This window comes from Vibrio sp. 2-2(8), assembly GCF_963888495.1.
In the GTDB taxonomy this organism is placed as follows: Bacteria; Pseudomonadota; Gammaproteobacteria; order Enterobacterales; family Vibrionaceae; genus Vibrio; species Vibrio anguillarum.
Genome location: NZ_CAWPJM010000051.1, coordinates 134,280 through 157,027 on the forward strand (window position 1 = coordinate 134,280; position 22,748 = coordinate 157,027).

At 44.0% G+C, this 22,748-nt stretch carries 22 protein-coding genes; 12 read left to right on the forward strand and 10 right to left on the reverse strand.

Annotated features, from left to right (window positions below; all coding sequences use genetic code 11):
* Positions 1 to 11: 11 nt before the first annotated feature.
* Positions 12 to 1,046: a DUF2955 domain-containing protein gene (locus tag AACV12_RS13410; RefSeq protein WP_017049321.1), complete on the forward strand. Its 1,035-nt coding sequence runs from the start codon at positions 12 to 14 to the stop codon at positions 1,044 to 1,046.
* 46 nt (positions 1,047 to 1,092) lie between these two features.
* Here AACV12_RS13410 and AACV12_RS13415 read toward each other — a convergent pair whose 3' ends face one another.
* Both AACV12_RS13415 and AACV12_RS13420 read right to left on the reverse strand, forming a co-directional pair.
* Entirely contained in the window at positions 1,093 to 2,328 is a 1,236-nt protein-coding gene (locus AACV12_RS13415) for a zinc-dependent metalloprotease family protein (protein ID WP_013868260.1), read from the reverse strand.
* 55 nt (positions 2,329 to 2,383) lie between these two features.
* The gene (locus AACV12_RS13420; RefSeq protein WP_019280795.1) at positions 2,384 to 3,040 is read right to left on the reverse strand and encodes a hypothetical protein; all 657 of its coding nucleotides are present in this window, start codon (positions 3,038 to 3,040) and stop codon (positions 2,384 to 2,386) included.
* Positions 3,041 to 4,217: 1,177 nt separating this feature from the next.
* Between AACV12_RS13420 and AACV12_RS13425 the strand changes: the two genes are divergently transcribed.
* The 3 genes from AACV12_RS13425 (at position 4,218) to nhaD (ending at position 8,066) form a co-directional block, all read left to right on the forward strand.
* The gene (locus AACV12_RS13425; protein WP_013868258.1) at positions 4,218 to 4,661 is read left to right on the forward strand and encodes a DoxX family protein; all 444 of its coding nucleotides are present in this window, start codon (positions 4,218 to 4,220) and stop codon (positions 4,659 to 4,661) included.
* Between the two features lie 482 nt (positions 4,662 to 5,143).
* On the forward strand, positions 5,144 to 6,448 hold the full coding sequence (locus AACV12_RS13430) for a dicarboxylate/amino acid:cation symporter (protein WP_029189696.1): 1,305 nt from the start codon (positions 5,144 to 5,146) through the stop codon (positions 6,446 to 6,448).
* Positions 6,449 to 6,617: 169 nt separating this feature from the next.
* Entirely contained in the window at positions 6,618 to 8,066 is a 1,449-nt protein-coding gene (gene nhaD, locus AACV12_RS13435) for a sodium:proton antiporter NhaD (protein WP_017044964.1), read from the forward strand.
* Here the strand turns inward: nhaD and AACV12_RS13440 are convergent.
* The 4 genes from AACV12_RS13440 to AACV12_RS13455 all read right to left on the reverse strand — a co-directional run bounded on the left by AACV12_RS13440 (position 8,063) and on the right by AACV12_RS13455 (position 12,904).
* Positions 8,063 to 8,992 carry a Gfo/Idh/MocA family protein gene (locus AACV12_RS13440; RefSeq protein WP_164996848.1) on the reverse strand — a complete coding sequence of 310 codons (930 nt, stop codon included), beginning with the start codon at positions 8,990 to 8,992 and terminating at the stop codon, positions 8,063 to 8,065. The two genes, nhaD and AACV12_RS13440, sit on opposite strands and share 4 nt — an antisense overlap.
* 105 nt (positions 8,993 to 9,097) lie before the next feature.
* The gene (locus tag AACV12_RS13445) at positions 9,098 to 9,628 is read right to left on the reverse strand and encodes an MltR family transcriptional regulator (RefSeq protein ID WP_010319258.1); all 531 of its coding nucleotides are present in this window, start codon (positions 9,626 to 9,628) and stop codon (positions 9,098 to 9,100) included.
* Positions 9,629 to 9,689: 61 nt separating this feature from the next.
* A complete protein-coding gene (locus AACV12_RS13450; protein WP_170889207.1) occupies positions 9,690 to 10,838 on the reverse strand; it encodes a mannitol-1-phosphate 5-dehydrogenase in 1,149 nt (382 codons plus the stop codon).
* Positions 10,839 to 10,954: 116 nt separating this feature from the next.
* Positions 10,955 to 12,904 (reverse strand): PTS mannitol transporter subunit IICBA, encoded by a 1,950-nt coding sequence (locus AACV12_RS13455; RefSeq protein ID WP_094133869.1) that lies wholly within the window; start codon positions 12,902 to 12,904, stop codon positions 10,955 to 10,957.
* A gap of 640 nt (positions 12,905 to 13,544) precedes the next feature.
* On the opposite strand from AACV12_RS13455, the gene AACV12_RS13460 reads away from it, so the two are divergent.
* Both AACV12_RS13460 and AACV12_RS13465 read left to right on the forward strand, forming a co-directional pair.
* A complete protein-coding gene (locus tag AACV12_RS13460; protein ID WP_017044959.1) occupies positions 13,545 to 14,492 on the forward strand; it encodes a M23 family metallopeptidase in 948 nt (315 codons plus the stop codon).
* An 8-nt stretch (positions 14,493 to 14,500) separates the two neighbouring features.
* Positions 14,501 to 14,797 carry a bactofilin family protein gene (locus tag AACV12_RS13465; RefSeq protein WP_305951630.1) on the forward strand — a complete coding sequence of 99 codons (297 nt, stop codon included), beginning with the start codon at positions 14,501 to 14,503 and terminating at the stop codon, positions 14,795 to 14,797.
* A 125-nt stretch (positions 14,798 to 14,922) separates the two neighbouring features.
* Here AACV12_RS13465 and nagB read toward each other — a convergent pair whose 3' ends face one another.
* Entirely contained in the window at positions 14,923 to 15,723 is an 801-nt protein-coding gene (gene nagB, locus AACV12_RS13470) for a glucosamine-6-phosphate deaminase (protein WP_170900510.1), read from the reverse strand.
* A 311-nt stretch (positions 15,724 to 16,034) separates the two neighbouring features.
* On the opposite strand from nagB, the gene AACV12_RS13475 reads away from it, so the two are divergent.
* Positions 16,035 to 16,286: a DUF3081 domain-containing protein gene (locus AACV12_RS13475; RefSeq protein ID WP_017044957.1), complete on the forward strand. Its 252-nt coding sequence runs from the start codon at positions 16,035 to 16,037 to the stop codon at positions 16,284 to 16,286.
* A gap of 266 nt (positions 16,287 to 16,552) precedes the next feature.
* On the opposite strand, the gene AACV12_RS13480 is transcribed toward AACV12_RS13475, so the two are convergent.
* On the reverse strand, positions 16,553 to 16,912 hold the full coding sequence (locus tag AACV12_RS13480; RefSeq protein ID WP_013868249.1) for a DUF413 domain-containing protein: 360 nt from the start codon (positions 16,910 to 16,912) through the stop codon (positions 16,553 to 16,555).
* A 148-nt stretch (positions 16,913 to 17,060) separates the two neighbouring features.
* On the opposite strand from AACV12_RS13480, the gene AACV12_RS13485 reads away from it, so the two are divergent.
* The 5 genes from AACV12_RS13485 (at position 17,061) to AACV12_RS13505 (ending at position 21,430) form a co-directional block, all read left to right on the forward strand.
* Positions 17,061 to 17,951, forward strand: a complete 891-nt coding sequence (locus AACV12_RS13485; RefSeq protein ID WP_013868248.1) for a LysR family transcriptional regulator — start codon at positions 17,061 to 17,063, stop codon at positions 17,949 to 17,951.
* 166 nt (positions 17,952 to 18,117) lie between these two features.
* Complete coding sequence (locus AACV12_RS13490) at positions 18,118 to 19,482, forward strand: AlkA N-terminal domain-containing protein (RefSeq protein ID WP_445286170.1); 1,365 nt, start codon at positions 18,118 to 18,120, stop codon at positions 19,480 to 19,482.
* Between the two features lies 1 nt (position 19,483).
* On the forward strand, positions 19,484 to 19,975 hold the full coding sequence (locus AACV12_RS13495; RefSeq protein WP_017044955.1) for a methylated-DNA--[protein]-cysteine S-methyltransferase: 492 nt from the start codon (positions 19,484 to 19,486) through the stop codon (positions 19,973 to 19,975).
* Entirely contained in the window at positions 19,972 to 20,379 is a 408-nt protein-coding gene (locus AACV12_RS13500) for a hypothetical protein (protein WP_094128607.1), read from the forward strand. Before AACV12_RS13495 ends, AACV12_RS13500 begins: the two co-directional genes overlap by 4 nt.
* Positions 20,380 to 20,563: 184 nt before the next feature.
* A complete protein-coding gene (locus AACV12_RS13505; protein WP_170900586.1) occupies positions 20,564 to 21,430 on the forward strand; it encodes a glycerol kinase in 867 nt (288 codons plus the stop codon).
* Positions 21,431 to 21,509: 79 nt separating this feature from the next.
* Here the strand turns inward: AACV12_RS13505 and AACV12_RS13510 are convergent, their stop codons facing one another.
* Both AACV12_RS13510 and AACV12_RS13515 read right to left on the reverse strand, forming a co-directional pair.
* Positions 21,510 to 21,941, reverse strand: a complete 432-nt coding sequence (locus AACV12_RS13510; RefSeq protein WP_026027764.1) for a YccF domain-containing protein — start codon at positions 21,939 to 21,941, stop codon at positions 21,510 to 21,512.
* A 73-nt stretch (positions 21,942 to 22,014) separates the two neighbouring features.
* Positions 22,015 to 22,737, reverse strand: coding sequence for a sulfite exporter TauE/SafE family protein (locus AACV12_RS13515; protein WP_013868241.1), 723 nt, complete (start codon positions 22,735 to 22,737; stop codon positions 22,015 to 22,017).
* Between the last annotated feature and the right edge of the window lie 11 nt (positions 22,738 to 22,748).

The following is a 22,748-nucleotide window of genomic DNA, read 5'->3' on the forward strand; positions in this document are numbered from 1 at the left end:
CGGAGTAAAAAATGCGACTTTGGGATCATCCATTATCTGAAAATGACTTTCGCCAATGCGTCAGAATAGCAACAGGTGCGACGCTTGGTTTTACCTTTTGTAAACTACTGGGTTGGAACTACGGGGTATTTTTTACCGTAACACCGATGCTGTTACTGGGCATGGTGCCCGTCATGAATGCGCACGCCGCAAAGCAACTGCTCGCTTCCGCCGTCGTTTGTGGCTTAGAAGTAGCCATTCTCGGGGGGCTGTTTGGCGCTCATCCGGCACTGATGACGATGATGGCTTTTGTACTGTTTCTCTGCAAATTTGCTTGTATGTCGAAAGGCAGCTTATTCTTATTTGGAGCGAACAGCGTATTGAGCTTGAGCATCATGCTGCACTTTGCAAGCTACCCCACAACTGATCTTAACGATCTGATTACTAGCAACTTTATCGCGAATTTGCTTTCGGTAATGGTCGCTTATCTGGTGACATTCTGTATTCCCGACGCACAGAAAAGGCAACCTCCCGCTCATGCAAGCGTGGCCAAAGAGTCACATCGTATGCGCCATGAAGCGCTCATGGGCGCAACCATTGCCACACTCTCTTTCGTTGTGTTTCAAATATTCGATCTGCAAGATTCAATGTCCGCGCAAGCCACAACCTTGTTGCTACTTTTCCCGATGCATTGGAACGGAGCGCTAGGCTACGCACGCAAACGCGCGATGGGTACTCTGCTTGGTGTCACTTTCGGTATTGCGGTCCAACTGCTGCTCTACGATTGGTCAGGTCAGCTTTTATTTGTTACTCCGCTGCTGTGGATAGGTGCGATGCTCTTTAGCTACTGGCATGTAAAAGAATCCAGCGGTTCAGGGGTCGGCTTTGGCTCATTGACTACCTTGGGGATATTGTTTGGTCAATATTTGACGCCGGGAAATGATTTAATTTTCAGTGCCCTGTACCGAGTCGGCAGTATTTTGTTTGCTATTGTCGCCACATTACTTACAACCTATGTGATCCATCGATTGCTGAATCAATTCAAAGCCACCCAATTTGGCCAGTAATTAAAAACCCTGCACATAGGTGCAGGGTCAACATCACAGCAAACCTTTATTCAAAGGATAAACGTGCCGAATTTAATACACCCGTTAAACCTTGATAGTGATCCGCCACGACTAAACGCCACTGGCCTTGCACGTTCATTTGTTGCATTCCGCTGAGTGTAAAGCGAACACGATAAGCCGTGTTGCGATCATACTGGTTATACGATTTTAAGTTCCAATAGCCACCATCAGGTGCATACAACTTGACTGAAACATCACCCACAAATGGGTGTTCAATATCAAGTTGAATAGTGGCCGTTTCCGCATTTCCTTGATAAGTCACATTAATCGGAAGTGCTAACTCTCCTTGTGCATGATCGGGAATGGCAAAAGGCCCTTGTAAATCATAGATGGCTTGTTGGGGCGAAGTCGGTTCAGTGGGTGACGTTCCTCCGTCATTACTCCCATCTGGACGTGCATAAATCGCCGCAATGTGTGGCGCGCTCAGGCCAATCGCTCGCACCGAGTTCGCGTAGTCAGTGACACCACATGCTTGACCTTTACACACTTTGCTTGGGTTAGAGAATGTGTAAGAACGGCTATGAATACCAAATAAGAAACCATAGGCCATGGTCGTCGCAAATTGGCCTTGAACCCCATAACCATACGCATCTTGCTCTGTACCATTTGAAAGATGGGGTTCGCCATTGTACTGTTCATGAGCATGGTTCAAGCCCAAATTGTGGCCTAATTCGTGAATAAACGTATCATCGCCACACTCATTCAAATAGCTATGACTGTACATTCTAGATTGCGCATAACGCGCACTATTGTTCCAATACGCGGCAGGGATTATCCATGCTAGACCACAGCTCAGCATGTAAGTACCATTGCCTTTATCTTCATAATCAGGAGAATTTTTAATATCTAGATTACGAAACAGCGCCACCATATCCGCGCCAACCTGCTTACGATATTGCTCAATATCGGCAAACGCCGGATCTTGTTTATTGCCGGGAGTAATCGCATCAAGCGCCTGCTCTTGCGATTTTTTCAGCCCTCTTTGCGTATCGTATTTTACTTCTTTCGTGCCAATTAAGTTGACTTTGATGTCCAGACCACTTTGACGCAGAATTTCATTTCCCACGTTAAATCGGTGCTGGATTTGAGCCACGTGATCTTGCTGAAACCACTCAGCCGTGCCGGGTGTATAAACACCTAGAATATCAATTTCAGTGGTTGCACTACTCGGTAACGCATGTGTTGCTAACACCACGGCTAATGCCAATGACGCTATTTTCATAGAAAACTCCTACATTATTTATTTTATTAACACACAAAGCCGTGCGTTTTAGGTATCAATGGCTGGTCGAGGTTTCGTCATAGCCATGATTCGGTGGTACTCGGTAAACCCATGCTTCACTGCCGTTGCCTTCAAGCTTAACTTGACCACTGGGATGACCAATAAAACCAAGTATTGCCGTTTTGCCGAAAGTGAATGTGGCCGGGTAAACTTCCCCGTCGAGTTCAAACTGCCCAGACCAAGTCCGGACGCCTTCATTCTGAATTTCTGATGAAGTGACTTGGATATTGACTGGCTGGTTATCAGGCATAGTGACCGTGACAGCATCGCCCGTTGCCAGAACTCGGAATTGTTCAATATTTTCGATTTCGATCGCTTTGATTTCCGTCACTGCATCACTTTTTGGCCTAATGGCTTGCAACGCTGGGCTTGGGTTGATGTCGTGCCATACTTCATCAACGGTTTGTGCCGCAAGCATGCGCTCTTCAGTGATAGGCTCTGAATTCAGAGCAGAACGAGCATCTCCAGCGCTCGATGCATCTTCTCGTGGTGGCTTCATCAGCTGACGCTCATCAGCAACTGTTGCGGCTTTAAAATCAGTATCCTCGTTATTATTCGGTGCTTTTGGGGCAGGCACTAATGTTAATGAACTATGGCTAATGTAATATTTACCAACAATGAGACCGAATATTACTAATAACAAAATGGTCATTATCTTAACTTTCAAATTTTATATCTCCCATAATTAGACGTGGCATATATATAGATATATAAGATGTATGAATACAATTAAATAACGTGATCTTAAGTCAATAAAGTTAAGGTTAAATATAATCAAACTTTATAGATTTGAATGATGATCTAATTTTCAAAAAAATGAATGCAATGCGCTAAATAAAATATCAAGCCAAAAGAAAAACAATAACCCGTAATTAATAAATTAGTTATTATCGTTTGATGGCAATAAGCAGAGAAAATTAAAAAAGATGGTACTCTTGACAACGACGAGTCTTATGAAAAAGGCACTTAAAAGCGCAAAAATACAGTTTAGGCTGTCTATGACTAAACAACTTGAAGTTGCAGGTCGATATGGTAAGTGAGCACCCCGTAGCAATAGCTAAAAACGTAGCCAACATCGCTACAGCTATAAGTGGGAAGGAAAAACCTTCATTCTCAACGCTCTTTAATCTATGGCTGAGCACTTTTCTGGAACTGTAAACCAACTAATTTGGTATTTTATCAAAACGTAATTCACTATTTACCCTAATGACCAAACAATAAGATATTTATCTACTCGGACATAAATCTGATTATTTCTTGACACTTATTCCATTATTTTAATATTTGCACTTTTTATAAACCATGGGAAAGAGAAAACAGATGATGGATGACATTGTAAAGAAAGATATAGCTAACGACCCAAAGGTAGCCCGTTTATTTTAGTAACCTTCTTCGTTTTTTAATTCATTATCTGCTCCTTTGAAAAGACACTACTATGAAATACAGGTCAATCCGAATGCTATTAGTGTCCGTATAAATGATAATATTGTGTATAACTACACAACTTGAAGTTGCAGGTAGGTTGGAAAGTAAGTTTCCCCCATGAGCATAGATAAACGATTTGATGAAGTGAGCGAACGTAACCAACACCGCTGCAGCTTCAAGTAGGAAGGGGATATCAGACGATCAATCGGCATGATTCATCATAGATAGAAGGTCACAACATTCCCCGCGCTAAGAAAAGTACTAGATAAATCTTGTTCAATTTTTTCGAACTTAATCATCAAATGGAGTGAGTTATCTCAGGTTACGAATCACTCTACACTGGCTCCAACAGCTAGGAAGCCGCTGAGCACCTACTACCTTTTAATGAATCTGAGGACACTTTAATGAAAGCACTATTGAAACAACTAACCACATCAACTTCTGGATTTTCTGCGCTTGCGCTTCGTTTCCCAATTGGCATCATTTTTATGGCGCACGGTGCGCAGAAACTCTTTGGCTGGTTTGGAGGATATGGATTAGAAGGCACAGGTCAATGGATGGCTTCAATTGGCTTAAACCCAGGTGTGCTGATGGCATTTTTAGCGGGTAGTGGTGAATTCTTTGGGGGCCTATTCATTTTGCTTGGCTTACTAACTCGCCCTGCCGCCTTGCTTCTTTCTATTACGATGATCGTCGCAATCGCTTCTGTACACTTAGGTAACGGCTTATTCATGGCTAATAACGGTTATGAGTTTGGCCTTGCGCTGCTTGCAGCCAGTGTATCGTTGGTTTTCTCTGGTGCTGGCAAATTGGCACTTGATAACTGGTTAAATAAAAAGCTCGCATAATCTATGCCTAAGGCCAGCATACCGTTTCATTGAAGGAGGCCAAGCCTCCTTCAAACGTTAAGATTTTCAGTCGATAACATTCAACTTAGTATCACTTTCCTTCCTTTCTCTACTTGTGTTGCATGCCCTTCTTTTTATGCTACATAAAAGTGCCGTTGAGACCCTATTCATATAAAGCAACCTTAATGGGTAAATATGCAACCAAACGAGCTTAAAATTGAATGAAAACTAGCGAATTACCATTAGATGAGAATAGTGATATTTGTTAACACAAAAGACTCATGTGTTGCCAAATGATAAAAAATAAAAATTTAAAACCAAAAATAGGTTATTAAAACGTAAAGGATGGGCGATTTTAAGTGATAAAGATCACAGCAATTAACCGTTAACATTATTTTACTTTTTGATTTGCACTCAGCCCTGCTAACCTGCGGCACGCTTTGAAATGATGTCGAAGTGCATAAAATAAAGGAGTGTTCACAATGAATACCAAAAAACCGATGTCGCTTACCGGCCGTGTTATTTTAGGTATGGTAGCGGGTATTTTGACTGGCTTTGCCATTCGAGCCCTATTTGCTGAAAACGGATTTGTTGACGCGTATATCGTTAACGGCTTATTCGATGTTGGCGGAAAAATCTTTATCGCCAGCTTAAAAATGTTAGTTGTACCCCTCGTGTTTGTTTCTCTCGTTTGTGGTACGAGCTCACTGAAAGATCTCACCACACTTGGCCGCATGGGCGGTAAAACCCTAGCCTTTTACATCGCAACCACTGCGATTGCCATCACACTGGCACTAACAATGGGCACTGTGTTTCAACCGGGGTCCGGAGCCGATTTAACCGCAGCAAGCTCATTCCAATCTGCGCAAGCCCCTTCTTTGGGCCAAGTGTTTATTGATATGTTCCCGACCAACCCAATCAGCGCGATGGCAGAAGGTAAAACACTGCAGGTCATCGTCTTTGCAGTACTATTTGGCATAGCCATCAGTGCCGCGGGTAAACCGGGCGAGCGTATTGCGGGCGTTTTTAATGACTTGAACGAAGTTATTATGAAACTAGTCGCCTTGTTGATGAACCTTGCTCCATACGGCGTATTTTTCCTGATGGCGAAATTGTTCACCAGCCTTGGTTTAAGTGCCATTTTGAACCTCGCAGAATACTTCGTAGTACTAACGGTTACCTTGCTGCTACACGGTTTTGTCACCTATAGTTTGATGTTGAAAGGCTTTACTGGTTTAAGTCCAATCACCTTCTTCCGTAAAATGGAAGATGCCATTATGTTCGCTTTCTCTACAGCCTCTTCCAATGCGACTATACCCGTCACCATGGAAACGGCTAAAAACCGCTTAGGGGTTGATAACAAGATAGCTTCTTTCACCATTCCGCTAGGTGCGACCGTTAACATGGATGGCACAGCGATCATGCAAGGCGTTGCGACAGCATTTATTGCCCAAGCGTTCAATATCGACCTAACCATGGGTGACTACGTGATGGTCATCCTCACGGCAACACTAGCCTCTGTTGGTACAGCAGGCGTTCCGGGTGTTGGTCTTGTCATGCTAGCGATGGTGCTAAACCAAGTCGGCTTGCCACTAGAAGGTATTGCTTTGATTATGGGTGTTGACCGCTTATTAGATATGATCCGCACCGCAGTCAATATTACTGGTGATAGCTGTGTGACTCTTATTGTGGCGAAAACAGAAGGCGCGTTAGATGAAGCTCGCTTTAATGATCCACAAGCTGGCGTGAAAGAAGAAGAAGTCCATTTAGCAAAAGCTCAAGCCTAACTTTCTTCACTTCCACTCATCAAAATCAAACCCTGTCGCTATTGCTACAGGGTTTTTCTTTATTCGCTTTACAGGTCAAGAATAAGATTAAAAATCAAGTAGATCAGAGCTATCTCACACCGAACTATCTTCAATAGATCTAGAATTTTATCAGCCTAACTTTCTAGGAGTGAACACAATGATACCTCGACGCACATGGCTTCTTTTGTTCTGCACTTTACTCTTTCCTTCAGTCGCTCTCGCTTCCTCTAACGATATCGATTCGTTAGATCTAACACACTCAACGATTGGTTATGCCTCTTTAGTCATTTTTACTCTGGCATACACTTTGGTCATGATGGAGGAGTACCTTAAGCTACGAAAGTCTAAACCTGTGTTACTTGCAGCTGGTTTAATTTGGGCCATGATTGGTTATGTTTATCAGCAGTATGAATTAACCGAGATTGCCAAAAACGCGCTAGAGCATAATTTGCTGGAATACGCCGAATTATTGTTGTTTCTGTTAGTCGCGATGACCTACATCAGTGCAATGGAAGAGCGGCGATTATTTGATGCATTACAAGCGTGGATGGTGGGAAAAGGTTTTGATTTTCGTGCTCTTTTTTGGATCACGGGGCTGCTTGCATTTTTCATCTCGCCAATTGCCGATAACCTAACCACCGCACTGTTGATGTGCGCTGTCGTACTAAAAGTGGCAGGAAACAACCCACGTTTTATCAACATTGCTTGTATTAATATCGTCGTAGCGGCTAACGCCGGAGGCGCTTTTAGCCCTTTTGGAGACATCACCACCTTAATGGTTTGGCAAGCGGGCCATGTGCCATTTTCACAGTTCCTTTCTCTGTTTCTCCCTTCTGTGATCAACTACCTTGTTCCTGCATTGCTGATGTCATTTTTTCTGCCCAAGGAAAAGCCAACCACCCTGCATGAACATGTCGAGCTTAAACGCGGAGCCCGCCGTATTGTCGTACTTTTCATGTTAACCATTGCTACCGCCGTAGCATTCCATGCTGTGGTGCGCTTTCCACCCGTGATAGGCATGATGATGGGGCTCGCTTACTTACAATTTTTTGGCTATTTCCTCAGGAAAACCTTACCTACTTCGCTGGCCAAAAAAACCGTAATTGCGATTGCAAATAATGACGAGGCCGCCCTAAAACGTATTGGCTCTGTGGTGCCATTCGATGTCTTTAAGCGAGTTTCACACGCCGAATGGGATACGCTACTGTTTTTCTACGGGGTGGTCATGTGCGTAGGAGGGCTAAGCTTACTGGGTTATTTAGGCATGATCTCTGAAGTGATGTATAGCCAATGGAACCCCATATGGGCAAACGTGATGATTGGTTTTCTTTCGGCAATTGTCGATAACATTCCCGTCATGTTTGCAGTACTGACGATGGAACCCGATATGTCCACAGGAAACTGGCTGCTCGTCACATTAACAGCGGGCGTCGGCGGCAGTTTACTCTCGATTGGCTCAGCCGCTGGAGTGGCTCTGATGGGCGCTGCACACGGCAAATACACCTTTGTAGGCCATCTAAAATGGACACCGATTATTGCAACAGGCTACGCCGCAAGTATTGGTGTCCACTTACTACTCAATCACGCTTTGTTTTAACGAATTTGCTTCGCAATATAATGACACAACGCCTCTGCCAGCTGGTGCGAGGCCAAGTTACGTGCCACCACTTCTGAAGCCAGCTTTCCGCTGTTTATCACGCCAATCCAATCGTCAATCATGGCGCTAAAGCCTTTACTGGTCAGCATTGGCGTCCAATCTTTTAAACTAAGGGCTTGCTCTTGCCCTTGATGCCAACGTTTTCCTTGTGTAAACGAATCAAACTCAAAACCTTCATTCACAAAGCTCGCGCTGACTCGCTCAGCGGTTATGCCGAACTGGCGATTCATTGAGGCATGCAGCAAACTTTCGCCGTGTTGCCATTGAACATCCAAGCGGGATAACTGACCTTGATGCTGCTGGTAGGTAATATAAGCATCATCCAATGTGGCTTTAACATTCACGTTTACGCTGTCTAGCGGATGGATAAAATCATCAAAGATAAAGGTGCGCACATCACCGGGCAGATCATAGCGGTGCTTTTCCCAACGAAGCGAACGTAAGTCGTTTCTATTACCAGTTTGCACTGCATTTAGGTGTTGGTTATAGAGCGGAATATGACGGCGATTAAACCCCACATACAAGGGTTGACGATGCTTTTCTGCAAGCTCATACAACATTTCACAGGCGCTTGCGCTGTCGGCTAGCGGCTTATCAACAAAGGTTGGAATTCCGTGTTCAAGGAAAAATTGGGCGATTTGAGGGTGAGCCGAGGTCGCCGCATGGATCATAACCGCATCAACGTTATAGCCAAGTAGCTCTCGATAATCCGTGCAATTCTCTGAAATGCGGTAACGCTGCGCTAGTTGCGTAACAAGAGCTGGATTACGAGTACAAAATACCAATTCTAAATCTGGGCGCTGTGTGATGACCGGAAGATACGCCTTTTGCGCGATATCACCTAGACCAATAATGCCAATTTTCATCATCAAATCTCTTTTCGTTAGATGAAGGTTAGGCTAACACAAGAAGATTAAAAAGGGAGGTGTAGAACTCAGTGAAAAGGCAATCCTTGCCTGTCTGGGATGAGGTTAAAATGGGCTCTCTTTGTTCAGCTCATTGCAAATTTCGACAATCGCCAATGAGAGCCCGGATTTGATGATTTGTTGCTGACGCTGAAGTTGAAGCTGGTAAAAATCCAGTTCAATGTCGCCATCCGGCTCCAATACTTCCAACTGCACCATGCCCATTTTGGCCACCAAATGGAGCTTTTTTATCGGCACCAAAATTTTCGGGTCGGTGAACTCGTATTCAGCACCATCACTGTTGAGTTGATTACGCAGTTTGATGATATCTTCAATATCGTGGTAAACATCATCAGGTAATACCCCAAGACCAAACAGCAGTTTTAGCCTGACAGACAAGTTGCCGAGTGGTCCAGAATCTTGCAATAGAGGGCCAACTACTGATTGGACAGCGAAGTTATCTTTGCGAAAAATGCGTTGCATTAATGCATCAATCGCCTCATTGAACACTTCAACCGTCGTAATAAAGAATCCGCGCACCGAATGGGCACTATTCAGTCGTTCAATTATATCGCTTTCGTTAATTCTATCTGCCATACGCTGTACTAATTGTTGTTATAAAGGGAGGGCATTAACGCCCTCCAAAGTATTTATGTGATTAAAGCTGTTTGTAGATCGCTTCAATTTGCTTAACCTGCTCGCTCTGCTCATCTAACCCTGTGTAATGGGCCAGTGTTTTACATACGCCATATTGGTTCAATGATGTTTGAAGCTCGACCGCTTGAGGATCGCTGTCGTTGGTATATTTAAGGGCCGCCGCAATCCCTTTCAATAGCATTTTGTTTTCAACACCGTACTCGATTGTACCGAGTAATGGCTTGATTAATCTATCATTGGGGCCTAATTTTCGTATTGGCTGACGACCAACGCGATCCACTTCATCCACCAAATATGGGTTGGCAAAGCGGCTCAATATTTTTTCGATATAAGCGGCGTGCAATTCACGGTCAAAACCGTAACGACGAATGAGTACTTCACCGCTTTCATGCATGGCTTGCTTCACTTGCTGACGAATTGCAGGATCTTCAATTGCTTCACGAATCGTCTTATGACCACTCAAACAACCCAAATAGGCGGTAATGCAGTGCCCAGTATTTAGAGTGAAAAGTTTACGCTCAACAAAAGCCATCAGATTATTGGTTTTTTCCATCCCTTCAATGTTGGGGATCTCACCTTTAAATTGCTGTTCATCAACAATCCATTCGCTGAAACTTTCAACCGTCACGGCCAACGGGTCATCGTTCGCGGCTTCGACAGGTGGCACAATGCGATCCACCGCGGAATCGACAAAACCAATTAACTCATCGGTTTTAGCATGCAGCGATGGGTCTAGATATTTATACACTTCGCCTTTCAGGTGTGTTGTACCACGCACCATGTTTTCACAAGCGATCACATTGAGTGGCTGTTCATTGCCCGCTTCAAATCTTTTGGTGATGCCTTTGGCGATCGTTTTCGCAATGATATCAAGCACTGCAGGGCCGACAGCTGTAGTAACTAAATCCGTTTTTACAATGCGATCAATCACATCATCACTGGCTGAATTCACCGCAGTGACATGAGTGACAGTATCAATTTTGCACTCAGAACCCACTACCTTTACTTTGTATTCTTGACGATGACTCAATTGATCGACCAAAGGTTCATTTACATCGGCAAAAGTCACTTCAATGTCTGCATCGGCCAATAATTTACCAATAAAACCACGACCAATGTTACCCGCGCCAAAATGTACTGCATTTTTCATAATCTTACCTACCAAAAACTTATCTAAAAGAGAAAAGAGCGCTTAATACTTCAATTGAGGTGAGGTCAGCAGTATAGGGGAACAGCCGACCTCGTTTTGCCTCAGGAGCAAAAGCGTTACGCTGCTTGGTTACCCGATAGGATGGCCAAGATATCGCTCACGTCTCTGGTTGAGGTGAGCTTCTCGATAGCATCAGGCTCATCGAGTGCGTTGGTAATGGTGGTAATAACTTGAATATGTTCATCATTTTTGGCGGCAATACCGATAACCAGTTTCGCTACGCCATCTTGGTCGTCCGTAAACTGCACACCAGCAGGATATTGGCAAATCACAATACCCGTTTTAATCACACGGTCTTTGGCGGCGACGGTGCCATGAGGAACGGCAATCGATTCTCCAAGATAAGTGGATACCATTTTCTCACGTTCAAACATGGCATCAACATACTCAGGCTCCGCATAGCCAAGCTCAACTAACTTATTGCCAGCGAAACGAATGGCTTCTTCTTTATTAGCGGCATTCAAACCTAAGTGAATGTTTTCTTTTTGGATTTGAAAAACGGACGGTTTTTGAATTTCAAAGCTGTCGTCATTCGCAGCGAGGATGGATACTTTAACCACATCGCTATCATTCGCCGCCTTAGGGCGTTGAGCTGCCAAAAGCTTAGTCACAAGCTGGTTGTACATTTCACTGTCTAAAAAGTTGCTCAGTGAAATATGCTGTGCACTGGGTGCATGTGTGCGTGCGCGGCCAGTCAGGTCTTTATGAGTAATCACGATTTCTGCGTTCTCCGGCAAACTATTGATGGCAAGGTTAGTGACGTGAATCGCTAAGCCCGCATCTTTAATTTTTTTACGCAGCATGCTTGCGCCCATTGCGCTTGAACCCATACCCGCATCGCAAGCAACAATAATGCTTTTCACGTTGGCTAAATCAATATTGCTTTTTTGAGAAGCCGCCGTCACATTGCCCTTTGCGCTCGATTTCATCTCTTTCATTTGTGATGTGGCTTTTTCTAACGCCGCTTCATCACCTTCTTCCTCGGTGCTGCTCTGTGCTTTCATCAATAATGACGCAACGGTAAAGGACACACCTGCCGCACCAAATATTGAGCATAATACGCCAACAATCGAACCTTTCTGTGTCATCAGTAGCACTGCAAAGATAGAGCCAGGAGACGCTGGAGAAACAATACCTGCATTGAAGAGAGTCAAAATGAATACCCCTGTCATACCACCAGCAATCGCTGCAAGAATCAGACGTGGATTCATCAGTATGTATGGAAAATAAATCTCATGAATGCCGCCGAAGAAGTGAATGATGGAAGCGCCACCAGCTGTTTGACGTGCTGTACCTTTACCAAACACCATGTAAGCCAACAAAATACCGAGACCAGGGCCAGGGTTTGCTTCAATTAAGAAGAAGATTGACTGCCCCATTTCACTGGCTTGTTGAATACCTAACGGTGAGAAAATACCGTGGTTAATCGCGTTGTTAAGGAACAAGATCTTCGCGGGTTCAACAAAAATAGAGGTGAGTGGTAAAAGGTGTGCTGAAACTAGGAAGTTTACGCCTGCCGCTAAACCACCAGAGAGCACTTTGACAAATGGCCCAATAAGGTAAAACGCCAAGATTGCGCCAAGCATACCAATAATGCCTGCCGAGAAGTTGTTTACCAACATCTCAAAACCGCTTTTTACTTTACCTTCAACACGTTGGTCAAAGGTTTTGATCGCCCAACCACCCATAGGGCCAACCATCATGGCTCCCATGAACATGGGGATATCTGTTCCGACAATCACACCCATTGTGGTGATGGCACCGACAACAGCGCCACGTTCTCCACCAACCAATTTACCACCAGTGTAACCAATCAGCAGTGGTAATAAGTAAGTAATCATCGGCCCAACCATAGATGCTAACGTTTCATTCGGTAGCCAACCTGTTGGGATAAATAGTGCGGTTATAAAGCCCCACGCGATAAACGCGCCAATGTTTGGCATAACCATGTTAGATAAGAAGCGACCAAAATTTTGTATCTTGATCTTTGCATCTGGTGATATCATGTGGATTCCCCGTTCGATGTTCTGATGAATATTGTTGTTGTAACGGTTCTGCGAAAAACCGTTGATTGCTTAGTACACAATCAATTTACCACACAATTTCATTCTGGAACTGACGACGGGTTTTTCGTGATCAGCCCCTCATAAATCCTAGCTTACAAATCATTTCTTCGTGATCATGGTCATTAAATTGACATGTAAATTTACAACAAAAAAACAAAAATACAACTTGTCAACAAGATTTAAGCGATCAACATCATACTTTTTGAATTTTAACTTTTAATAAAAAAGAGAGTAAAATCACACTTTCACTTTAATTATTAAAAATTAAAGAACCAAAAGTGATTAACATCACAATTACATCTTTATTTCACTAATCAAAATAAAGCCACCACTTCCATATTGTCTATTTTGTAACTTATATACACAAAACCATATTAATATTAGCTCATACATTAATATGGCTTTTTTTACTAACAACATCGGATCTTCTTCTAAAAGCAGGCCAAGGATACGCTCCAATTCACAAACCGAACAATAAGAGGTGGGACGAGTATAGCCTTACAACGCAAAATGTTTTGACCCTGAGCATTCCCTGTTAGAATCGGCTGTACTGTTAACCATAGACGCTGTGAACGAATTCATGAAAGAAAGAGTGGTTGTTTCCGTTTCATCCATCCATGGGACGAAGCACTTTCATCTCGGTAAATGGTTCCGACATTTTTTAAAAGGTTTTGGCTATGTGCTGGTTGCCAGCATTCTCGCCACTGGCGGCGTTATCTATTACCTTCTTGATGAAGTTGATTTTGCTAAACTCAAGCAACAAGAGTTAGAGAGCCAGTCGATGTCACTGACTGAAGAAGTCACCTCTTTAAAGGAGCTAAAAAACAGCTTAGAGAATGACCTGCTCGAACGAGAAGAAAAGATGCAGGTTGTTTCAGACAGGCTCGGCGATCTTGAAAAAGTATTGGGGATGGATGAAAGCGGAGCGGAATTAGAATCACGTTTAGACACCGCCGCTATCACTTCTTCAGTTAGAATGGTGATGCTGACCCAAATACCCAGCGGTGCACCTGTGCATAATGCGAGAATTTCGTCAGGATACGGTGAGCGTATTCATCCTGTCACCGGCAACGTCAAAATTCACCGCGGGCAAGATTTTGCGGTTAACATAGGCACGCCAATTTATGCACCAGCCGATGGCGTTGCCGAAGTCACTCGCGCCAGTGATAAAGGGTCAGGCAATTTTTTACGCTTACAGCACTCTTATGGATTTACCAGCTCCTATTCTCATTTGCAAAAATTTGCCGTGAAAGGGGGCGATTTTGTACAGAAGGGCGACTTAATTGCTTATTCTGGAAACAGTGGGTTATCTTCTGGCCCACATTTGCACTATGAAATTCGATTTGTCGGCCGTTCATTAGATCCAAGACCTTTTGTTGATTGGGGCGTGAATGATTTTGAAACGATATTTAGTAAGGTAAGAGGTATCCGATGGGAATCTTTAGTAAACAAAGTCGAGCTAAGAGTCAGCACTCAGCTACAACTCTCATCGCAAAAGGCTGTTCCATTAGTGGGGAACTCAGGTTAGAAAGCGACATTCAAATTGACGGGTCGGTAGAAGGTCAATTGCACGTTGATAAAACCATCGTCATTAGTGAAACAGGCACGGTTAATGGTGAACTGTACGCAGGCCACATCATCATTAATGGCGAGTTCCAAGGCACATGTCACGCGACTAAAATTGAAATTTTAAGCAAAGGGAGCGTCACAGGGTCTATTTATAGCGACGACTTGAGCATTGAACAAGGTGGGCGCTTTAATGGAGTAACCTACCCTGCCCCGGAGAAACAAGTAGTTGAATTAAAAGAAGCGAAAATCGCTGCTGAAGGTTAATTCAACTACCGATTTCGTTCGCACTTCCCCATTTGATAGAAAGTCCCATTTGCTACAAAGTGTAAAAAGGCCTGCTGATGTTAGCAGGCCTTTTGTTTATGAATGTCCTTTCCCAACGGGGAGACTTAGAAACCTTCGATATTTTTTGCTTCTAATTCCGCAAAGTATTTTACGGTTTTCACTTTTAGTTCTTGAGTCGATGGTTCATCACATACAATCACTGATTTCGCGTGAAGTTGTAGTGCGGAGACTGTCCACAAATGGTTGACGCTTCCTTCCACGGCCGCTTGCAAAGCCAGCGCCTTATTGTGGCCTGTCACCAAAATCATGATCTCTTCTGAATCTAGCAGTGTGCCTACACCAATCGTTAGCGCGTATTTAGGAACTTGGTTGATATCACCATCAAAGAATCGAGAGTTTGCAATGCGCGTATCTTCTGTCAGTGTCTTAATGCGAGTGCGCGACGAAAGTGAAGAAGCAGGCTCGTTAAACGCGATGTGCCCATCATTACCCACACCGCCCATAAATAGATTAATGCGGCCGTATGATTTAATTTTGTCTTCATAGCGCTTACATTCTGCATCAACATCTGGTGCGTTGCCATTCAGTAAGTTGATATTTTCTTCTTGAATATCAATATGATTGAAGAAATTGTTATACATAAATGAGCGGTATGACTCCGGATGATTTTCAGGAATACCAATGTATTCATCCATATTAAATGTCACGACATGCTTAAAGCTCACCTCGCCTGCTTTATGCATTTCAATCAGTGCATTATAAGTCGTCAATGGTGTACCACCAGTAGGTAAACCCAATACAAAAGGACGGTCTGTCGTTGGGTTGAATGCGTTGATACGTTTTACGATGTGTGCTGCTGCCCACTTGCCGACTTGTGCAGCCTGTTTTAACGGGATAAGTCTCATGATTGGCCCCTAGTTATTGGAATATAATGGTGTAATAGAACATTAATTCGCATTATAAAATAAGTATTGGGTAACTGCCATTGTTTTAGGTCAAATTTTCGCTCTTTCTTCAAATCTCAACCAGAAATGCGCTTAAATTTGTAGCAATTTCTACAGGTAAGCTTAACTAATACGGCACATGCTATAACCAAATGAGATAAAAATTCATCTATAAAATTAAGTAAAGTTTGAGTCGCTATCACTCCACTATCTGGCGAAGCGTGCATTCATTACCCATACTTGGAGTAACAAGCAAGAAAGGAGCAAATGCCATGAAAAACGAACTTGAACCCGCGAAAATTCTCCATGCTTATGAAACAGTAATGGCGCATGGTACACCGACTGAGTTCGGGAAAATCTATGAAGGTATCGAAGCTTTTTCAGACTATGACGGCTATAACATTTACATGCGAGGAAATGGTGTGGAGCTAAAAGTTGGCTTCCACAATACCTACCATCTCGATTATGACCAAGAGCATCTACGCGACAGCTTTTTGAAAAAAGTAGCCATTTTGGCTAAGTAGCGGTGTTGACCCAGCTCATGGATTGGCTAAGCGCGACCAAATGAGCAGAGTGGCGATAATGCAAAGCCCGAGTGAGTCATCAATACTAGGGCTTTGAGCGAAAGCACTTTTCTCATCTTGATTGAGTCACACTCTTTTGCACAGAGATCTCTTATATGAAAGGCGATGCAAGCGAATTTGTCAGCCTTATTGAGACAATAAGGCTGAAGAGATAAATGAGAAAGCTGACCAAATTACGGCTTAAGATCCTGCATTAGAGATACAGATTAATCTTCTTCCGTTAAGCTAACTTCTTCATCATTATAGTCGTCACCACTTTCCGGTTTATTGCGACCGTTCAACGTATGGAAACGCTTACGACCGCGAGCAAGTTGAGTGTATTTTAACCAGACACGCTCTAACTTAGATTTCGCTTTACCTGGGTTTTCAATCGCCTTAACAAAATGAGCTTCTTCGGCATTCTCTGGCGTGAGTTCACCAGATTCAAGACCAAGCATGGTACCACCATAAATGGCGAGAAGTTCTTCTTCTGCAAGAGTAAAATCACCAGACTTAGCAAAGCCTCGTGGAAACTTTGTATTGTCGTAAAAACGTTTTTTTCCGTGACGGAATTCAGTCTCAGACATATCAACCTCATGTGAATGGCGCTACTACCATGTAGCGATAGATCACGCGAAAATTAGGCGTAAATCTCCGAAAAGAAAAACAAAAATTTTTTATCGTCATAATTGCACTTCCTTGTTAATCTGACGGGGTAATTTCAGAGGATTTAATATGGATGTAAAAGTTTTTCGCACTTTTCTCGAACTCGCCAAAGTACGTCATTTTGGGCGAGCAGCTGAAAACCTTTATTTGACCCAAGCCGCCGTCAGCGCACGTATCAAGCAATTAGAAAATTATTTTGATGCTCAACTATTTACGCGTGATCGCAACAACATAAAGCTCACATCGGCAGGAGAACGACTCGTTGGCTATGCCGAAGTGATGGTGGCTACTTTGCAACAAGCCAAGTTTGAGCTCTCTTTGGAAAATGGCCGAGCTTTGCAGCTGACATTAGGGGGAACGCCCAACGTTTGGGATGCTCATCTACAAAACTGTTTAAGCGTTGTGACTGATGCTTTTAGCGGTTATGGCTTTATGGCGGAAGTTATGGGGCGCGAGCAGCTCAACCGCAGCCTACTGGAGCGTACCTTAGATATGGCGTTTGCCTTTGACCCAATTAAAGCCGAAGAGCTAAACTGCAAAAAAGTCGCAGATTTAGTACTTGTGTTGGTTTCGACGCGTCCTGACACATTGGAAACCGCCTTTGATAATAAATACGTGTACGTCGATTGGGGAAGCCGTTTCGCTTCCGAGCATGCTGAGCGACATCCGAAGACGCCAACCCCCTATTTACGCACCTCGACCGCTCGTATCGCACTTGATTTCATTTTAGAAAAAGGGGGAAGCGCTTACCTTCCTACTTCACTTGTTGAACCTTTTATCCACTCTGGCCAATTGTATCGAATTGACAATGTGGAAGATTGGCAGCGTCCCATCTTCCTCAGCTACCGAAAAAACAGCTCATCGATAGAAGCCATTATGCAAGTGGAAAAGTTAGTCAAAAACATCAACCCTAGTAGTGCTTACTCATTACAACAAGCGGGCGAGGTCATTCTCGACTGACCCAACAAATTCATAACGCTGTAGCGGGTATTGAATACAGCGTTATGAATATCCTTTTTCAAGAGAAGCCGCAGAAAAAGCCATCCAGTTCCGAAAATGGCTAGTATCGACAGAATTCATGCATACACTTAGCTTAATAAAAACTGCATAAGGCTCGTTATACCAAATGGCACTATGGATGGAACTCGATAAAGAACAATGCCAACAAGCTCGCACTAGCCGTGATCCGCGATTTGATGGACGATTTTTCGTTGCCGTCAAAACAACCAACATCTTTTGTCGCCCAATATGTCCGGCAACCCTGCCAAAAGAAAAGAATGTTGAATACTTCGCCAACTCCGCACTGGCTCTACGAGCGGGTTATCGGCCATGCCTGCGTTGCCGCCCAGACAGTGCACCTCATTCTTGGGCATGGAAAGGGATTGAAACCACCTTTTTGCGTGCAATCAAGCTTATTGAGCAAGGTGAATTACAATCGAGCAATCTGGCTCAATTTGCCGAACGTTTGGGGATCAGTGACCGCTACCTACGACAACTGTTTCAAACCCATTTAGGAGTGTCACCGAAACAATATGCTCAGTACCATCAGTTGATGTTTGCTAAGCAGTTGTTGCATTCCAGTGCTCTGTCCATTACCGATATAGGATTCGCTTGTGGGTTCAACAGTACCCGCCGCTTTAACGATGCGTTTATCAAAACGTTACAACTGACCCCCAGCCAAGTGCGGCAATCTAAAACTGCATTGATGACAAAAAACCTATTAACACTCTCTTTTCGCGGCCCTTTCGATTGGCAACATATGCTAGATTTCTATCGATTACGTGCAGTAAACGCCATTGAACAGGTCGGTAACAATCATTATCAACGCACCTTCAACATACACAATACGACCGGCTGGTTTCGTGCCAGCTTAACCTCTGAGGCCCATTTAGAGGTTGAATTCGAGTTGCAAGACATCACCAAACTGCGTTACTTGGTGGCAAAACTACGCCGCCTATTTGACCTCGAAGCCGACATCAGCCACATCGAGGCCTATTTGGAAGGCTGCGCTCCGGGTTTAGTCACTCGTTCAGGAATCCGCATTCCCGGCGTTTGGAATTGTTGGGAGGCGGAAGTCAGAGCTATTTTAGGTCAACAAGTTTCGATAAAAGCAGCCATTGGCCAGCTCAACCGATTAGTCGATGTGGTGAACCCAGCTCAAAACACGAGCAGTTACTTTCCAAGCCCGGAACAAATCGCACAGCTTGACTTGCACTTTTTAAAGATGCCACACAGCCGAAAAGAGACCTTAACACGCTTTGCTCAATTCATGTGCCAACACCCTGAAGCCGATGTGGATGCTTGGCTTTCACTAAAAGGTATTGGGCCGTGGACCGTAAACTACGCTAAGTTAAGAGGTCAGTCCGATTCAGATTGCTTTCTAGACACTGATTTGGTGGTTAAGAAGGCCTTAAGCCATTTTCCTGAGCTGAACGCAGACAAGGTTTCACCTTGGGGAAGTTACGCCACCTTTCACTGTTGGAATTACTAATATGAATCGCTTCACCCACTATCACAGCCCCTTAGGAATCATGACATTGCAAGCCTGCGAGCAGGGTTTATTGGGGGCTTGGTTTGAAACCGAAACCACCATGCCAACAGAGTTAGGGGTAAAATCCGAACACTGCGCTATACTCATCAATACTATCAAACAGTTAGATGAGTACTTTTCCGGGAAACGGACTATATTTACTTTACCTTTAGCGGCAAAAGGCACCGAGTTCCAACAATCTGTGTGGCAAGCATTATGCAAGATACCTTATGGCGAAACTTGGAACTACCAACAGATTGCAGAGGCGATCGGTAACCCCAAAGCCGTAAGGGCTGTCGGCTTGGCCAATGGTAGAAATCCAATTTCGATCATCGTTCCTTGCCATAGAGTGATCGGAAAAAGTGGTAAACTCACTGGCTATGCGGGGGGCTTAAACCGTAAAGCGAGCTTATTAGAACTTGAGCGAACAACAACAGAGGTTGCAGCAACATGATAAGATCTACGGCAAAATCAATCAGTATTCTCGTCCTTACAGCCACTTTGCAAGGCTGTTTTCAAGATGACCTTGAACGTTGGTTAAACCGTGAAACTTATGAGTTCAAAGGGACTTATGACAACCAGTTCAATGATGACTTATTAATTTTCGAAGAGGGTATTGTACGTGCTGAATCTGAAACTCAGCACTGGTCTCGCGCTTACAGCGTGGATGGTAATCAACTGACGATCCAGCTACGCAATAACTCGAAAGAAAAACGCGAAGATATCGTGCTTGTGATCCATGGCAAAGGAGAAGTGCTCACATGCAGTGTCTGCGCCATGTATAAATTGAGTAACGTATGGGTAAAAACAGGCAATGTTGAAGCCAAACCGTCTGGAGTAGAAAACGCGAGCCAATAACTCGCGTTAACGCAATGACCAGTTCTACTCAATCATGTTTACCCGCGCCTAAGCTCAAAAATTAAGCTTTTATCTATTTTAAAAACCATCGCACACACTCGCTCTGTCATTTACCCAAAATTCAAGTAAGGTAGAGATATCAGACTGTTGAATTGAATGGATCTCGTGAAATAAGGAGATAATGATGGCAGAAAAACTGTCAACCTCGGCACTGGCTAAATTGCGTAATACAGACGCTAAACAACTATTCAGTAACCTCCAAAAAGCAGGGTACATTAACCGCTTCGACAACAAGTGGGTATTAACAGAACTGGGAGCAAAATTTGGCGGCGAATACGCCCAGCACACGCAATATGGCCAATTTATTGTCTGGCCGGAAAACTTGCTCGTCGACACACAAGCCACCAGCGGAAAGACGTTAAGTGCCACTCAGCTTGGCGATCATTTCAGGCTCAACCCCAAAAAAATAAATCAACTATTGAGTGAGTTAGGCTGGATATCTAAAACAGAAAAAGGCTGGCAAGTAACGGAGGCTGGGCTCAGAGCAGGCGCCCAGCAACGTGAAGATAAATCTTCTGAGCAATTTTTTGTTGTTTGGCATGATACGGTGACTCGCCATAAACGTCTGAAACAATCCATCGTCGAATTTTTAGGGCAAGAGGCTCACAGCCAATCGACCGATAAATCATTGTCCCACTTTCGCCAAAAATTTGAGGCAAAACATCGCACCTTAGACGGCCACTATGTTCGCTCGACCGGCGAATTATTGATCGATAATTGGCTCTATTTGGCGGGCGTCGTCCACGCTTATGAGCGTCAGTTGCCGATAGAAGCTGATGTGATGTGCGATTTTTATCTGCCAACAGGGAAAGTCTATTTACAATATTGGGGCTCAGATAGTGGCGCAACCGACGAAAAAACGCGCTTACAAACTCAAGCGATTTACCACGATCACGGCTTTGCTCTGATTAATATTCATCCGCAAGACATTGCGCATTTAGATGACATTCTGCCTAGAAAACTGCGAGAGTTTGGGATTAAAGCGTATTAATCGCGTTGGCAAGATGCCCCCTTCCCCTCGTCACTGAGAGAGCAACACGAGAGAAAAGGAGCAAAAAACAAAACCTATATTAACGATAAGAAGAATAGCGAGCTCTCGCCGCCTCTTCTTTCGGGACGATGGTTTTACCAATCGGAGCCAAAGAAATAACCGCGAGTTTCAAATGCTGTAGTGCGAAAGGGATGCCAATGATGGTAATAAAACACGCCACCGCCGATAAAATATGACCAACGGCTAACCAAAAACCAGCGAAAACAAACCAAATCACATTGCCGATTAAGCCAAATGGGCTGGTACCAATATCTTGCTGATTGGTCAATTCATCACGGGAAATCGCCTCTTGCCCAAAAGGAAAAAACGAAAAGTTACCGATAACAAAGCAAGCACGCCCCCATGGAATGCCAATAATGCTGATAAAGGCAAGGAGACCAAAAAACCACCAAGCGAGCCCCATAAACACTCCGCCCAGTAAAAACCAAATAATATTGCCGATTGTTCTCATAACTGCTACTCCGTATAAAATAGACCCATAAACCCTTTCAGTATCATTGCATGACCTGAACGGAAGATTAACGCTAGGCTAAACCATGCCATACCGCCGTAACGCCGCTTATCGTACAAAGCAGCAACGCAGCGAAACGGATGTTATCTTTGGGCAGTGATTGCGTGGTCATCATCGCCAACTTATAACCCAACCAAGCTGAGGGGATAAGTGGAATCGTTATCCATAAATGATGTAACGTCAGAAAACCTGCCGGTATTTGAATAATCAAAGAGATGATCGAGCTAAACACAAAAAATGCCGAAAGATTGCCACGCAACTGATTCGCTTCTTGATGCTGTAGGATCAACGCCATCGGCGGTCCACCAATCGCGGAACTAGTTCCAAAGAAGCCGGAGAAAAAACCCGCAATACCCATTTTTATCGGGGTCGGTTCGATGCGATACGGCAATAAACTAACAGCCACGGCAAATAACACCAATAAACCAAGCCATAACGCCAGTACATCCGTCGAGACTAAAACCAGAAGGATACCACCCGCAATTGAACCGGGAACGCGACCAATCAGCGCCATTTTTAAACCGCCGAGCTCAATGTTCGAGCGATGCTTTAAGGCGTTCAAGATAGAAATAAACAGCGCCACGATACAAATGGGGGCAGGAACGTAATCGGCGGAGATCAAGAACAGCAAGGGCGCTGCGACGATCGCTAAACCAAAACCAATCGCCGTTTGCACAAATGAACCCAAGAAAATAAGAAACATGGCGATAAGCGCCGTACTACTGAACATTTCCATTAAAATGCCTA

Coding starts and splice junctions, on each gene's coding strand:
- AACV12_RS13410 (WP_017049321.1), top strand. CDS start 12: ATGCGACTTTGGGATCATCCATTATCTGAAAATGACTTTCGCCAATGC.
- AACV12_RS13415 (WP_013868260.1), bottom strand. CDS start 2,328: ATGAAAATAGCGTCATTGGCATTAGCCGTGGTGTTAGCAACACATGCG.
- AACV12_RS13420 (WP_019280795.1), bottom strand. CDS start 3,040: ATGACCATTTTGTTATTAGTAATATTCGGTCTCATTGTTGGTAAATAT.
- AACV12_RS13425 (WP_013868258.1), top strand. CDS start 4,218: ATGAAAGCACTATTGAAACAACTAACCACATCAACTTCTGGATTTTCT.
- AACV12_RS13430 (WP_029189696.1), top strand. CDS start 5,144: ATGAATACCAAAAAACCGATGTCGCTTACCGGCCGTGTTATTTTAGGT.
- AACV12_RS13440 (WP_164996848.1), bottom strand. CDS start 8,992: ATGAAAATTGGCATTATTGGTCTAGGTGATATCGCGCAAAAGGCGTAT.
- AACV12_RS13445 (WP_010319258.1), bottom strand. CDS start 9,628: ATGGCAGATAGAATTAACGAAAGCGATATAATTGAACGACTGAATAGT.
- AACV12_RS13450 (WP_170889207.1), bottom strand. CDS start 10,838: ATGAAAAATGCAGTACATTTTGGCGCGGGTAACATTGGTCGTGGTTTT.
- AACV12_RS13455 (WP_094133869.1), bottom strand. CDS start 12,904: ATGATATCACCAGATGCAAAGATCAAGATACAAAATTTTGGTCGCTTC.
- AACV12_RS13460 (WP_017044959.1), top strand. CDS start 13,545: ATGAAAGAAAGAGTGGTTGTTTCCGTTTCATCCATCCATGGGACGAAG.
- nagB (WP_170900510.1), bottom strand. CDS start 15,723: ATGAGACTTATCCCGTTAAAACAGGCTGCACAAGTCGGCAAGTGGGCA.
- AACV12_RS13475 (WP_017044957.1), top strand. CDS start 16,035: ATGAAAAACGAACTTGAACCCGCGAAAATTCTCCATGCTTATGAAACA.
- AACV12_RS13480 (WP_013868249.1), bottom strand. CDS start 16,912: ATGTCTGAGACTGAATTCCGTCACGGAAAAAAACGTTTTTACGACAAT.
- AACV12_RS13485 (WP_013868248.1), top strand. CDS start 17,061: ATGGATGTAAAAGTTTTTCGCACTTTTCTCGAACTCGCCAAAGTACGT.
- AACV12_RS13490 (WP_445286170.1), top strand. CDS start 18,118: ATGGCACTATGGATGGAACTCGATAAAGAACAATGCCAACAAGCTCGC.
- AACV12_RS13495 (WP_017044955.1), top strand. CDS start 19,484: ATGAATCGCTTCACCCACTATCACAGCCCCTTAGGAATCATGACATTG.
- AACV12_RS13500 (WP_094128607.1), top strand. CDS start 19,972: ATGATAAGATCTACGGCAAAATCAATCAGTATTCTCGTCCTTACAGCC.
- AACV12_RS13505 (WP_170900586.1), top strand. CDS start 20,564: ATGGCAGAAAAACTGTCAACCTCGGCACTGGCTAAATTGCGTAATACA.
- AACV12_RS13510 (WP_026027764.1), bottom strand. CDS start 21,941: ATGAGAACAATCGGCAATATTATTTGGTTTTTACTGGGCGGAGTGTTT.
- AACV12_RS13515 (WP_013868241.1), bottom strand. CDS start 22,737: ATGGAAATGTTCAGTAGTACGGCGCTTATCGCCATGTTTCTTATTTTC.